Source organism: Thermococcus pacificus, assembly GCF_002214485.1.
Lineage (GTDB): Archaea > Methanobacteriota_B > Thermococci > Thermococcales > Thermococcaceae > Thermococcus > Thermococcus pacificus.
Genome location: NZ_CP015102.1, coordinates 361,965 through 375,622, shown reverse-complemented (window position 1 = coordinate 375,622; position 13,658 = coordinate 361,965). Strand labels below are relative to the sequence as shown.

Genomic DNA, 13,658 nt, shown 5'->3' with positions numbered 1-13,658 from the left:
TGTCACCACCCTTACATCACATTCCTAACCTTCCTACTCATCTCGGCACTACCTTCCGCTTCTATCCTCTTCAGAAGGGCATCCTCGTCTATGTAAAACTGCCTTATGTAGTGTCCAACTTTATCTATGCCCCTGATTCCCTGCTCGACCATCCATTCGAGAATTATCTTTCTCTTCTCCTTCTCAAGCTCAAGCTCGGCTATGCTCATGCCGGTGTGTTGGGCAAGGTTGTTGAGGGCCCTGCTCGGGACTCCCGTGGGGACGAGCTCGTCCTTTGCGGGGTCATACTTGTAGAGCGTGTTGAGCTGGATGCTCTCGGCCTCTATACCTGAGACCTCCGCTATCTCCGTTACCCTCCTGATGGTTCCCTTCTTCCTGCTGTGGAACCTCACCTGCATGAGGATTATATCCAGCGCCGGGATCATAATTCTGGGAACGCTCATTGGAGGGCTCTCAAGACGTACTATCGTCTCACGGGCGCTGTTGGCGTGGATCGTACCCATACAGCCATCGTGACCGGTGTTCATCGCGGTAAACATGGTCCTAGCCTCAGGACCACGAACCTCACCGACTATGATTCTATCCGGGCGCATACGGAGGGTGTTCTTGACGAGGTCGTCCATCGTGATTTCGCCCTTGCCCTCGACGTTGGGTGGCCTCGTCTCGAGCCTGACCCAGTGTTCGACGGGCAGCTGGAGCTCGGCGGTGTCCTCAATGGTGATGACGCGCTCGCTCGGCGGGATGAACATTCCCAGAGAGTTAAGTGTTGTGGTCTTACCCGAACCAGTACCACCTGCAACTAGGACGTTGGCGGGCTTAACGCCGAGTCCGTCGACGAATATCCAGAGGAGGGCCGCTATGTCGGTGTTCATGGTGCCGTACTTGATGAGGTCTATGATGGTCAGCGGATCCTTCCTGAACTTACGGATGGTTATGGTCGGGCCGTCGAGGCTTATCGGCGGTATGGTCGCATTGACACGGCTTCCATCCGGGAGGCGGGCGTCCAAGAGGGGACTCTGCTGGTCTATCCTCCTACCCACTTCCCTCGCTATCCTCTCAATGATGTTCAAAATCTCCTTGTCATTGGGGAACACTATGTTGGTCTTGCACATGTTAAAGCGCCTGTGCCAGACGTAGACGGGTTTGTTGGTGCCTATTACCATAATCTCCTCGAGGTTGTCGTCGTGGACTAGGGGGTCGAGCTTGCCGTAGCCTATCATTGATTGAACTATCATGTCCGCCAGGACCTCTATCCTCCCCTCTGAGAAGGTGGGGGCTTCGGATCTTATCACCTGTTTGACGGCGTTCATGAACACCCTTCTGCGCTCCTCGGGATTTGGGAATGCGGTGGGGTCTATCTGGAGCTCGGTTATGGCTCTATCCCTGATGCGGGCAAGTAGCTCTTCCTCGTCCTTGCTGAGCTCGGGGAGCCGAAGCTCGTAGATGGGAACCGGTTCGCCTTTAACCTTGACTATGCGGACGTTGCCGTAGGCGTCGAGAACCTCCGCCTTACCTGCGTAGCTAGCCTCCTCCACACGCGCCGAGGAGCCCAGTATGTCTTGGAGGGTGGAGGGGGGCCGGGGTTTGGGGCGGGGCCTCGGCTTCTCCACGGGCTCCTCCTTGGTCAGTATCTCTCCCAGGATGTCGGCTCCCGTGGGCCTGCTCCCGACGGCCTCCTCAGGGGTAGTGGGAGTGCTCAGGATTTCCTCCAAGTTTACGCCTCCCCCACTCCCAAGGAGGGGAAGCTCCTCCTTTTCCTTCGTCCCCTTCTTTTTCTCACCGTTAAGCATGCTCTCGAGAAGGTTATCCTCACCGTTGAGTATCTCATCGATCCACGAGACCTCTTTCTTCTTTTTCTTCTCGTCGAACACAGACTCTCACCGCCCCTGAGCAGTCCATTCGACGTGGTATTTTATCTCAACACTACTGCCCATGAATATTATCCAGACCGGGAAGTCGAGTCCAGCTTCCCCAGGGGGTTCTATCTCCGGGGTGCCAACGCTGACCCCCGTGAGGAGGGTGTTGGAAAGCTGGAACATGTTGGACATGCTGGGAAGCGGCTGGGGCTGGCTCTTCTCTGGCGGGTTGAGACCCTTGTACTTCCACACGAACTCGTCCATGTACTCGCGGTAGGTCATGGTGTAGTTGGGGGTGAAGTTGTACATCCTCGCGTCCTTGAATATAACCGGTATCGAGGCGGCGAAGAAGGTGTTGAAAACGCCGGCCCTGTTAGGGGCGTTGGTGAGCCGGAAGGTGACGGTCCCCTCATACTTGAGGACCTTTATGTGCCCGTCGTTCATGGGGAACATGGCCCTCGTGGAGATTATCTTGGGGGTGTTCACCAGCTGGGGGTACATGACGCCGCAGCTGAGCGTGGAGATGTCGTCCGGAACCTCGATGTGACCACCGTATTCGAGGCTCCCGTTGACGACGTAGTAGGTCACGTTGGTTATTTTAGCGGAGTCCCCGCAGACCGACTGGTAGTCCGCGGTCTGGAGCAGGTAGGAGTTGTTGTAGGGAATGCGGAAGTTCACGACGACCGTTTCGTAGGGCATGACCCAGAAGCCGATGTAGTAGTTAAGGGACGTCCTGTCCAGGCGGGAGGGAACGTGGTAGGAGCCACCGTTCACGCGGAAGGATGTCATCCCCTCATCACCGGAGAGCCTGAAGACGTTAAAATCATACCTTGGGTTGACTATGACGAACTTGGGGAAGGGTGCGGTATTGACTATCGTGACGTTGAGGTCGACCATAACCTCCCCGAGAATGCCTATGTTGTTGTAGGGCTTCTTATCTGGGGTCTCGCCGGGGAGGGTGTAAGTCTCGGCACTAACCAGAGAAGAGGCTAACAAAAGAATAAAGAGGGTCGCTACTAGGCGTTTCATGCCCACCACCTCAGGTCGCAATCTTGGCTATGTACAGGTACTGCTGGTTGGATAGTATGTCGGGCACGAAGATCGAGGGCACCCTTATTACCACGAGGAACTGGGCGTCCGGTTTGAGCACGAGCATCCCAGACTCCTTCTCGAGGTCGACTATCTCCCAGCCGTAGGCCCTGAGCTGCTCCCTGACCTCGTCGCTGGCCTGTATCTTTCCGGCCGCTATAGCCTTGAGTATCTCGGCGAGGTCGACGGAGTAGCTGTAGCTGGCGGAGGCGCTCTGGCTGGAGCTCTGGGTGTTGGTGTAGGTGTCGCTCGTGCTCTGGCCGTCGCTTATGGTCAAGTCCCCCGGGTTGTAGGTGGTCGAGTGATCCTCGCTATACTGGGTGCTGGATGAGACGCTCGAGGAGCTGCTCTGGCTCTGGGCCTCGTCGACTGATATAACGCCAGCATCGGTCGGGAGGAGGACAAGCTGGACGTAGCCCTCGTTGGCTATCTCCATGAACGGCGCGTTGGTGGAGTTCTTGGCGAAGACCATGACCTTGTCTCCCGGAGCGAGGAAGGCGCCGTTTATCCTGTCCCGTGTGAGGACGAGGGCGATGTCAACGTACTCGACCTTGTAAACGTTGTACTCCATGAGCTCCTTGTAGTCAAGGACTCCGCCGAGGATCGCCTTGGCATCCGACTTGCTGACTATCCTCTTGACGTTGTCCCTCTCGAGGATGACCTCCTGGCCGGGTATGGTGTCGATCCTGTAGTAGTAATAGTCCCTCCAGAGTTCGAGGAGGTAAGGGGCGGCGTTAACGGAGTTGACCTGATCGATGGTCTCCGCGCTCATGACTTGCTCCTCGAGGCTCTTCATCGAGTTCACTACCTTCGTCCTGAGGTCGTCCGGGAGTGGCATTGCCAGTATGCTCTGGAATTCGGTCTCTATCGCCCTTATCTTCTCGGCCTTGGTCTGGTTCAGAACCTTCTCGTACTTCATGCTTTCTATCTTGGCAAGGCACTCCTTGTAATCGCTCACGGCCTGATCGTAGAAGGCTTTGACATCAATGGCCCTGATCTCATCAAGCGACTGAGCGGCGTTTATCCGGTTGATGAGCTCATTCCTCACCTCTATGGGCCCGAAGGTACAGTTCCTGGACGAGTTTACAATGTCTCCCTTGAAGTAGGTGTACACTTCCCTGAGCTTCTTGTTCTTCTCCTCTGTGAGCTGTTTGGCGGCCCGATTCTGGATGTAAACATAGGCACCGACAGAGATTATGAGAATGACGATGAGGAGTACTGCGACGCCGGTGAGAATCCTCTTTCTCCTCTCCCTTTCCCTGAGGCTTCCCACGGTACGGGGCTTCCTTGGAGGTTTCCTAACCGGAGGAACAGCGGTTTTGGGGGCTTCGGGTTCTGCACTGGTTTTACCCAGCTCCCTCAAACGGCGAATCTTCGTCTCAATATCCTCGGACACGTTAAGCACCACCATCAATGTTATCTATAAACAGTTTCTCATTCTGAATAGTTTTTTGAACTTCAATCCTTATTTAGATTTCGGTGGGGTTCATGGAAAAACTGGAGGCTCGCATAGTAGAAATTCGGGGGAAGTGCCCCGTTTTTCGCTTGGGAGACAGAGTAACCATTGAAGGCCCCAGAATAAACCTAAAGGAGACGGATGCGGTGTGCACCCATGCATTCGCATCGCTGTTGCCGTACATAGTTGCACTGCGAAAGGGTATTAAGCCGGAGGAACTAGGGCTTGGCAGGGGAGAGAAAGCTTACGTGCAGTGCCTCGACCCCGGGCCGCCTTACACCGACGGCGGGACGGTCATCTTCGAGATAACGGTGGTGCGAGATGAAGGCGAGAAAGGCTTGGAGAGTGGTGAGGGAGGTAATAGATGAAGCGGACGTCGTAGTCGAGGTCGTCGACGCGAGGGATCCCATAGGAACGCGTAACAGGAAGCTTGAGAGGCTAATCATGGAAGAAGGCAAGCCACTTCTCATAGTCATGAACAAGGCTGATCTGGTCCCAAAGGAGTGGGCCGAGGAGTACAAGAGGAAGAGCGAGATTCCGGTTGTCTTCATCAGCGCGAGGGAGAGAAAGGGCACTGGAATCCTGCGGAATGAGATAAAAAAGCTCGCGAAGCCCCTCCTCGAGGAGAAGGAGAGAGTTAAGGTGGCCCTCATCGGCTATCCCAACGTCGGCAAGAGCACGATAATCAACACCCTCAAGGGCAGGAGGGCCGTTGGAACGGCACCGATACCCGGCTACACAAAGGGAAAACAGCTCATAAGGCTGAGCAAGAGGATATGGCTTCTGGATTCACCGGGAGTGATTCCCATCGATGACTTTGACGAGCTGGTCATAAAGGGCGGCTTTCCGGCTGACAAGATAGAGGAACCCGTTAAGCCCGCTTTAAAGCTAATTTCGCGCATTCTCGAAACGCGGAAGGAGGCCCTGACTGAGAAGTTCGAAATCGAGGACTTTGAGAGCGAGGAGGAGATACTCAGAAAGATAGGTGAGAGACGGGGTCTGATAAAGACTGGTGGCGAGGTTGACCTTGAGGAGACGGCTAGATGGTTCCTCAGGGAATGGCAGACCGGCCGCTTCACACTCTTTGGGAAGGGAGAAGAAAGGCCGCAGGAGTTCAAATGGGACTTCGAAGATATCCTGGAGGGGATTGAGAAAGACCTGCTCCTTGACCCGAGGAGGATACTGTGGAAATACGGGGATGAACTTCGGGAAAAGCTGGACAACCAGAAGCGCGTTGGAGTCAGGGAGATAGAGGGCTTCGCGGTCGGGATAGCGACAGGCTTCAAGAAGTGTGGTCCCGCTGTTAAGCTCCTTGAAGAACTAACTGGAAAACACGTCCTCGCGAGCGAGTGCTTCGGAAAGAAGTGGAAGGGTGTAGTGGTGGTAATGGAGTAGCTAACCTCTGGAAGAGAACAACGCCAGACCTGCGCTCAGAACTGCCATTGCAAAGCCCGGAGCCACTATCCACCACCAGTAACCGCCGTAAAGCGCCCCCTGATTCATGGCCTCTATCATGAAGGAGCCCCAGTTGGTGCCCGGGATCAGGCCAAAGAACCCAAAAACCGATATCAGCGCCACTATCCTGGCCAGGAGTATGGTTGAGTACATGAGGGAAAACTCCCCGACGGGGGGAAGTATGTGCTTTCTCAGAACCCAGAGCGTGCCGGCGCCCATACTCACTGCAGCGCTGACGTATTCGTTCACCTTCTCCCTTATCGTCATCGTCCTGACCGTCTTGGCGAACTTCCCCAGGGTTAGAAGGGCGACGAAGAACATGAAGAGGACGGAGTTTATTCTGACCTGTTCGCCGTAGCCCTGTGTGGAGAAGAGCCACACCATTACGACCAGGATGGGAAGCATCGGCAGGGCCACGAGGACCTCCAGAAGGAACGTCATGAACTCTCCAAGGAAACCGCCAACGTAGCCCGAGAGGATGCCTATGATAGCTCCAAGGAAGACTATTATGACCGTCGTGAAGAACGCGAGGTAGAGGGTGTTGTTCATCCCCTTGACGAAGCCCACCCACATGTCCCTACCGTAGGAGTCCGTCCCCAGGAGACCGTAGCAGGTTCCGAGGATTTCGACGGAGGGGGTGGCGTTCCCAGCCAGGCGAACTTCGAAGACGTACTTTCCGTTTAGGGTCTCCATATTTCCATTGCGGGAGAAAAGGAGCTCTGTTGCGGAGAAGAGGACGTAATCGGCTTCGCTGAGGTTTAGGACATCGGAAAGCGAGGAGACGACACCGGTGCGCATGTTGGTGTTGATGCTGAGATTGCTGGAGGTTGCGATACCCTTGTAAAGGGGCACCCGTATTCCATCGGGCCTTAAAACACTTATTTCAACCTCTCTACCGTAGGGAAGGCCGTAGAACCTAACATCACTCGGCTTGTCATGGTAGGTATGTTCGTAGGAAAACTCGTACACCACCGAGCCGTTCTCCCCAAGAACCGCCGGCTTCAGAGAGCTAGTAGGGGTCCTGTCCCCGAAGACGGAGAACCACGAGGGATACGCCATTCGCGGGTTGTCCTTCCAGTAGTTGACGTTCTCCCAGTTGGCAATGTCCTCATCGCTCACGCCCGCGTTTGAAAACACGACAAAAAGGGCGAAGATGACCAGTATAACCACTCCGGCTTTCCTTCCCATTTCAGCTCACCCTTGGATCGAGTATCCCCTTGATCAATTCGAGCAGCAGGGAGAAGAGGAAGGTTATGGTGGTTATGGTGAGCGTCACGACGAAGAACAAGCTGTAGTCAAAGCGCACAACGACGCCTATGGCCGGGACTATCGTCCTGACGAAGCTGGCCCTGAGGAGCGTCCCGAGGCCGCCGAGGCCAAAGAGGACGTCTATGACTATGTAATCCGTGAACATCTCCACGAACTTCTGAACCGTGAAGGAGCTCAGGACGATGGAAACGTTTCTAAGGACATGCTTCCTGTAAATTATACCTTCAGGAAGGCCCTTTGCCCTCTCAGTCAGGACGTAGGGCTTTCCAAGCTCGTTCCTCACCTCGTGGGCTACAGTGACAATGAACTCCCAGACGTAGACGAACACAAGCGTGGAAACCGGAAGGACAAGGTGCCAGAGGACGTCGAGGAGGTCATCGAAGCCCTCTTTTGGTGGAGTGCTCCTCAGACCGGCGATGGGGAAAAGCTCAAGCTCGACGGCGAAGACCGCTATCAGAACAGCCCCTATCCACCAGGAGGGCAGTCCATTGAAGAAGCGCGCCAGTCCCTCTGCCGTCCCAAGAAACCTCCCGTTTGTCAGCTTGAAGCCAAGGAAGATGCCCAGGAGAATAGTCAGGACAATAGCCAACCCCATGACGGCGAGGCTCACCTCTATGACGTGGACGAAGTCGTACTTGGGGTCCTGGCGGTAGTAATCGAAACTCTTCCTGAGGAGGTCTATCCCCATGAGGAGAAGGTTGTCGGTTCGGACTCCCTTCGCCTTTGTGATTGCGCGATAGTAGTACTCCTCAACCGTCAGCCCCTCCCTTGTGGCGTTCCTCTCGAGCTCTTCGTAGAAGGCAGGGTTGGAGTTGCGGATATGGCGAACGGCCTCATGGGTGTACTCCCAGGCTACCTTGTTGGAGCTGGCACCTGCCACCAGGACTATCACGAGAAGAACGCCGAGATAGACTGCCACCAGCCTGGTCAGGGTTCTGATTGGGAGTCTCATTGCTTATCTCCCCTGTGATGGAGGTTATCCTTGGTGAGAACAAGATGTGCTTATCAAGTATCTTTCAAGATATGAAGAACTAACAAATGCATTGCCATCCATATACCTTCACCACGTAGGAGTCTGTGACATCATTGACTTATAAAAATTACGTTTGCCAAAATTAACAGTTAGACAAATTAACTTGTAGTTGCTGATAAAATGCCACGGAATACAATCGGATAGGACCATTTTAATATTTAACAACTGGGTTATAATCTGGGCACATTACTCAAAACAAAGCTTAAAATAGGTGGCTGGAACACCCATTACCATGAGGCTACTGCTCACCACATCACAGGGAATCGAAGATCTGGCAAAGGCTGAAGTTGAGAATCTGCTCTCGGAACTTGGAGTTCCGTTTCGAGTGGAGGAGAAGCCCCTCGGCGTTGAAGGTCGTGTTTTAGCAGAGGTTGGCGAGGCCTTCTACACCGACGAGAAAGGCCGGAAGAGGGAGCTGAGCGTTGGCACTTATCTCAACGAGCGCTCAAGGCTCCTCCACAGGGTCATAGTCGAGATGGCGAGTGACAGGTTTGAGGGGATTGGAGAGGATGAGCCTGAAAAAGCTCTGGGGAGAATAGAGGATTTTGTGGCTTCCCTTCCAGTGGAGCGCTTCGTAAAGGTGAGCGAAAGCTTCGCCGTCAGGAGCTTTAGGAAAGGAGAACATAAGATAACGAGCCTTGATATATCCAGAACTGTTGGAAAAGCCATCTTTGACCGCCTATCCCGCTTCGGAACACCGAGGGTCAACCTCGACCACCCGGCGGTTATCTTCAGGACGGAGCTTGTAGGGGAGGTTTTCTTCCTTGGAATAGACACGACCGGCGATTCATCGCTCCACAAGAGGCCCTGGCGCGTTTACGACCACCCAGCCCACCTCAAGGCCAGCATAGCTAACGCTCTCATAGAGCTGGCGGAACCCGATGGAGGTTCATTCATTGACCCCTTCTGTGGTTCTGGGACCATTCCAATCGAGCTCGCCCTGAGGGGCTATTCCGGAAGGGTAATCTGCCTCGAGAAGTACCGGAAGCACCTCCGCGGGGCGGAGATGAACGCCCTCTCGGCCGGCGTTTATGACAAAATCGAGTTCATCCTCGGCGACGCGACGAAGCTGAGCGAGTACGTTGATAGGGTTGATTTTGCGGTGAGCAATCTCCCCTACGGCCTCAAGATAGGGCGGAAGAGCATGATACCCAAGCTCTACATGGATTTCTTTGGTGAACTCGCCAAAGTCCTCGAGAAACGCGGCGTCTTCATAACGACTGAAAAGAAGGCGATAGAAAAGGCGATAGAGGAGAACGGCTTCGAGATCAAACACCACCGCCTAATCGGCCACGGCGGGCTGATGGTTCACACCTACGTGATAGAATAGCGAAAAATCCAAGGAAAGAAAAAACAGAGCTCAGGCCTTCATGGCCCTGACGGCTGCGAGGGTCTCCTTGAGATCCTCATAGCCGTAGCGGAGGTACTTCCTCCCCTCTTTCTCGTAACCGTCGGCGAAGGCACTCCAGGCCCTGTTGAGGGCCCTTTCGCCCCTGCTGAAGATGCTCATGATCTTTCCATAGGTCATGAGGCCCTCAATGCGGAGCGGCTGGGCCTTCTCGGCGAACTCGTCGAGCTCCTCGAGTATCTTGGTGAGCTCGGCGTGGGCCTTCTCAGCCGGGGCGTCGAGGATCTTCTCAAGTCTGCCTATGGCCTCTCCGAGTAGCCTCTCTAGCTCCCCGACCCCACCGGTTCCACTCTCGGCGGCCCTGTGGAGCTCTTCCCTGGCACCCTGGCGCCTGAGGACTATTCCAGCCCCCATAACGGCGAGTGAAGCGGCCAGACCGCCCCACATGGGCGGTATCCTGGCGGCGGCTATTGAACCGGCTATGAGGCCGGCGGTGAGGAGGACGTTTCCTGCGAGCTTCTTCATTCCCATCACCTCACGGGTGGATGACTCCTGCAACGGTGAGAACTGCGAAGAGGAGGGTCATAGCTGCCTCACCGACCATCAGTCCTGCGGCGACTGGGAGGACTTTCTCGGTTATGAACTCACTGCCCTTCTTCCTCTTGACGACCTCGTGGGCGATACAGCCGAGTCCGTAGGGCAGGATGTAGAGCATCGGCAGGTACATCGAGAGTCCGACGAGGACTCCGAGTCCCGGGATCCCGCTGAGCGAGAGTGCGAAGCCGAGGATTCCTCCGGCGATGAACTTGTCAACGGGGACGTTTCCGCCGAGGATGGAATCGACCATGGACTTGAGGGCCATTGCCTGAGGTGCTGGGACGGTCTCGTTGCCGATGCCGTAGGCCTTCCAGATGAGGTCAACGACGGTGAGGGCTATTATCGGGCCTATCCAGGCGGTGAGCAGCTCAACCTTCTGCTGCCTGGACGGTATGCCTCCGACGAGGTGGCCGGTCTTGAGATCCTGCATCATGTCGGCCGCACCGGATATGGCGACGCCGACGGTGGCGCCGAGGAGTATGGTCAGCGGCACCTGCTTGCCAGTAAGGTAGAGGAGTATCATGACCGACACGAGTGAGAGGCCCGAGACGGGGCTCCAGTCGGTCATTCCGGTGGACATTGCCACGAGCAGTGAGGCGACGAATATCCAGGCGACACCGACGATGGCGGTGAGCAGGCTCCTGCCGATGCCGAGGTTGCCAAGCTTGTAGGTGGTGACGAGGAGCAGCAGGAAGGCGAGGGTTATTCCGGCGTAGAGGTACTTGATCGGGAGCTCCTCGTTCCTGCCGGTGCCGAGCCTGCTCGCGTTGGCTATGCTCCTGAGAGCAACTATGATGACCGGCATCGAGAGGATAAGACCGGCTATCGAACCGCCGAGGAGCATACCGATACCGAGCGGCCTGGTCATGTTGGCGTAGACGAAGTCACTGACTGCGCTGCCGGTGACGTCGCTCGGGAGCCAGCCGAGGCTCTTAACTATCGGGGTTATGATGTAGTAGGAGAGTACTCCACCGGCGAGAACTATGAGACCGTTCCTTCCGGTGATGAGACCCATACCAAAGACCATCAGCGAGAGGGCCATGGCTAAACTGACCCAGTCAGGGAGGTGGAGTATAGCACCGAGGTCGATGTACTCAGGAATGATCTCCGGGAGGCCGAGCACGGGGAACTGCTGGATGAGGTAGACGAGGGCACTGATCCCCATGCCGAGGAAGAGGAGCCTGGCCTTCTCGATTCCGCTTCCAGGAGTCTTGAGGACGGTTGCAACAGCGGTTCCAGTCGGGAAGCGGAGCCTGTCTATTTCGATCATCTGCTTCCTTAGCGGTATGATGAAGGTGATTCCGAGTATTGCTCCGGCCGCGGTGGCGAGGAAGAAGTATGCGGTGTTTATCTCCTGGTGCAGCCCCATGATGTAAAGGGCCGGTATGGTAAAGATGACTCCTGAGACCGATATGTTGACTGCGGAGGCGATGGTCTGGACGATGTTGTTCTCCACTATCGTGCCCTTCTTGAGGATTCCCCTGAGGACTCCCCAGCCGACGATTGCAGCTATGGCAGAACCGCCGGAGGTGAAGCCCATTATCATTCCCGCGTAGGTGAAGCTGGCCGCCATGAAGGCGCCCCAGATAACGCCGAGAATCACGGCCGCGGGAGTTATTTCGCGGTAGTTTTCATCCGAATCACCACGCTTCCAGTTGGCATCAGCCATTTCTCAACCCCCTGCACAGTTGTGGACATTCATGTGCACATGTTTGTGGAACGTGCAATCCTTCTGTATTGTCCCTTTCCCAAATATAAAGTTTTTCAGGCTTGTAAAGGCCAGAAGAGCGAGTTTAAAGCCAGGAAAGGGCTAAAGGAGTCTTTTATGTCGTTTTCAGGTGGAGTGTGAACAAAGGTTCATCAACATTATGAACAAGTGAACACTAACGCACATTACGACATTGTGGTCTCGAAGGGCCTTTGCCGGACAGTTTAATGTGTCGAACGATGACCAGTGGGATTTGAAAAATCCAGGAACGACTCCAGAAAACAGAAATAAAAATCAAGGCCACTGTCTCAGCACAGTATCGAGTCCTCGGCCAGAACGTCGAACTCGATCATTCCAATCCCTTCTATCCACGCTTCCACTCTATCGCCGTGCCTCAGCGGGCCGATTCCGGCAGGAGTTCCAGTGGCTATGATATCGCCCGGCTCTAGCGTCATGACGGAGCTTATGTACTCAATCAGCTCCGGAACCTTGAAGACCATCTGGCTCGTCCTTCCGAGCTGTCTCAGCTGGCCGTTCACCTTAAGGCCGATTTCGAGGTCGGTAATGTTTAACTCGCGCCTGTCAACGACCCTTGGGCCGACGGGGGCGAATGTATCGAAGCCCTTGGAAATCGTCCAGGGGAGGCCCTTTTTCTTCGCCTCTGCCTGAAGGTCTCTGGCGGTTATGTCGAGCATTATTGTGTAGCCTAAAACGTAGTCCATCGCCTTTTCCGCTGGAACGCGCTTCGCGCGCTTCCCGATTATCACCGCCAGCTCGACCTCGTGGTCAACCCTTTTGCTCATCCTAGGAAGGATTATTGGCTCTCCAGGGCCTATCAGGGCTGAAGGGGGCTTGAGGAAGAAGACCGGCCTTTCCGGGACATCGCTTTCCATCTCCTTAGCGTGCTCGGCGTAGTTTTTAGCGAGGGCCACTATCTTGCTCGGGCGAAGTTCGTAGTAGGTATCTCGGAACGGCAGTCTGACCATCTCCAACACCGCACAGAGTTGGCGGTGGGGGTTATAAACCGCTCGCAGGAAAGCGCGGAAACGTAATAAGAAATAGGGCCAAAGTATAACCGGTGGGTTAGATGAAGCTTGTCGTCCTCAGGGAGCGAGGAAGCACGGTCGCCCTTGCGTTCATGGTAGTGTTCATGGTGATATTCCTGGCGATGTTCGGGTTCATGCTAGTCAGCGTCCAGGGCGGTAGCGTCATCCTCCTCGGCTTCTTCGCCTTCTTCATGGCGATGATGCTCTTTGGGGTTTACGCCCTGCTCAGAAAGAGGTGGGAATACAGACGGGTCCAGAACTTCGCGGAAATGGTGAGCTTCTCGGATTCCAGTGTATCTTTCCCGGAGAGCCTCGAGTTCGAGGTAGGGAGGCTCGAGATGAGGGGCTACTGGGTCGGGAGCGGAAGGAACAGGAGCTACCGCGTTGAGAGGAAGTTCACGACCGAGAGGAGCGGGAGGTCTCAGGGCATAGCGTTCCCAGAGGGTGAGTTCAAGGTGGCCATAGATGCCGATGGTTCGGGCATCGTCACGGCACCGGCAGTGAGGCTACTGAGCGACCCCTACAAAGACGTCCTCCTGATTTTCCTCACAGACTCGGGAAGGGTCGTTGGTGAGTGGTCTATACAGCTATCGCACAACGGCGATTCCGCTGAGGTAGTCTTCAAGGGAGAGGGTAAGGCCGTCACCGGACATGTTCAGGCGTACCTTTCCAAAGCCAGAAAAGTCAGGTGGAAATCTCGGCACCGGGGGCCGGAAGAAAGGTCATCGGCCAGGGCATCAACTTCGAGTTCAGAGGGAGCCTACTTCCTGAGGAGAAGACCCTAATCGTGACGGGTTATAA

12 protein-coding genes are annotated in these 13,658 nt (G+C 55.2%); 4 read left to right on the top strand and 8 right to left on the bottom strand.

Translation table 11 applies throughout. The features are described 5' to 3' along the window. Window positions 1-11: 11 nt before the first annotated feature. Genes A3L08_RS02190 through A3L08_RS02180 form a run of 3 tightly spaced genes read right to left on the bottom strand, consistent with a single transcriptional unit; the run spans window position 12 to window position 4,341 of the window. The gene (locus A3L08_RS02190) at window positions 12-1,871 is read right to left on the bottom strand and encodes a CpaF family protein (protein ID WP_088853483.1); all 1,860 of its coding nucleotides are present in this window, start codon (window positions 1,869-1,871) and stop codon (window positions 12-14) included. A gap of 6 nt (window positions 1,872-1,877) precedes the next feature. After that, window positions 1,878-2,885: a hypothetical protein gene (locus A3L08_RS02185; protein ID WP_088853482.1), complete on the bottom strand. Its 1,008-nt coding sequence runs from the start codon at window positions 2,883-2,885 to the stop codon at window positions 1,878-1,880. 10 nt (window positions 2,886-2,895) lie between these two features. Continuing rightward, on the bottom strand, window positions 2,896-4,341 hold the full coding sequence (locus tag A3L08_RS02180) for a DUF515 domain-containing protein (RefSeq protein WP_232461745.1): 1,446 nt from the start codon (window positions 4,339-4,341) through the stop codon (window positions 2,896-2,898). A 92-nt stretch (window positions 4,342-4,433) separates the two neighbouring features. Between A3L08_RS02180 and A3L08_RS02175 the strand changes: the two genes are divergently transcribed. Then, window positions 4,434-4,769 (top strand): TIGR04076 family protein, encoded by a 336-nt coding sequence (locus A3L08_RS02175; RefSeq protein WP_088853480.1) that lies wholly within the window; start codon window positions 4,434-4,436, stop codon window positions 4,767-4,769. Then, window positions 4,723-5,796: a YlqF/YawG family GTPase gene (locus A3L08_RS02170; protein ID WP_088853479.1), complete on the top strand. Its 1,074-nt coding sequence runs from the start codon at window positions 4,723-4,725 to the stop codon at window positions 5,794-5,796. The genes A3L08_RS02175 and A3L08_RS02170 overlap by 47 nt, the downstream gene beginning before the upstream one ends. Here the strand turns inward: A3L08_RS02170 and A3L08_RS02165 are convergent, their stop codons facing one another. Together A3L08_RS02165 and A3L08_RS02160 are read right to left on the bottom strand one after the other, a co-directional pair. After that, window positions 5,797-7,044: an ABC transporter permease gene (locus A3L08_RS02165; protein ID WP_088853478.1), complete on the bottom strand. Its 1,248-nt coding sequence runs from the start codon at window positions 7,042-7,044 to the stop codon at window positions 5,797-5,799. A 1-nt stretch (window position 7,045) separates the two neighbouring features. Then, entirely contained in the window at window positions 7,046-8,077 is a 1,032-nt protein-coding gene (locus A3L08_RS02160) for an ABC transporter permease subunit (protein ID WP_088853477.1), read from the bottom strand. 313 nt (window positions 8,078-8,390) lie between these two features. Here A3L08_RS02160 and trm14 point away from each other — a divergent pair, with 313 nt between their 5' ends. Continuing rightward, window positions 8,391-9,488, top strand: coding sequence for a tRNA (guanine(6)-N2)-methyltransferase (gene trm14 / locus A3L08_RS02155; protein ID WP_088853476.1), 1,098 nt, complete (start codon window positions 8,391-8,393; stop codon window positions 9,486-9,488). A 30-nt stretch (window positions 9,489-9,518) separates the two neighbouring features. On the opposite strand, the gene A3L08_RS02150 is transcribed toward trm14, so the two are convergent. From A3L08_RS02150 to A3L08_RS02140, 3 genes are all read right to left on the bottom strand, one after another. After that, the gene (locus A3L08_RS02150; protein WP_232461744.1) at window positions 9,519-10,037 is read right to left on the bottom strand and encodes a cell division protein; all 519 of its coding nucleotides are present in this window, start codon (window positions 10,035-10,037) and stop codon (window positions 9,519-9,521) included. Window positions 10,038-10,041: 4 nt separating this feature from the next. Beyond that, the gene (locus A3L08_RS02145) at window positions 10,042-11,772 is read right to left on the bottom strand and encodes an OPT family oligopeptide transporter (protein WP_088853474.1); all 1,731 of its coding nucleotides are present in this window, start codon (window positions 11,770-11,772) and stop codon (window positions 10,042-10,044) included. A gap of 347 nt (window positions 11,773-12,119) precedes the next feature. Beyond that, entirely contained in the window at window positions 12,120-12,797 is a 678-nt protein-coding gene (locus A3L08_RS02140; protein ID WP_088853473.1) for a fumarylacetoacetate hydrolase family protein, read from the bottom strand. A 101-nt stretch (window positions 12,798-12,898) separates the two neighbouring features. Between A3L08_RS02140 and A3L08_RS02135 the strand changes: the two genes are divergently transcribed. Continuing rightward, window positions 12,899-13,642 carry a hypothetical protein gene (locus A3L08_RS02135; RefSeq protein ID WP_088853472.1) on the top strand — a complete coding sequence of 248 codons (744 nt, stop codon included), beginning with the start codon at window positions 12,899-12,901 and terminating at the stop codon, window positions 13,640-13,642. The last annotated feature ends 16 nt before the right edge of the window (window positions 13,643-13,658 follow it).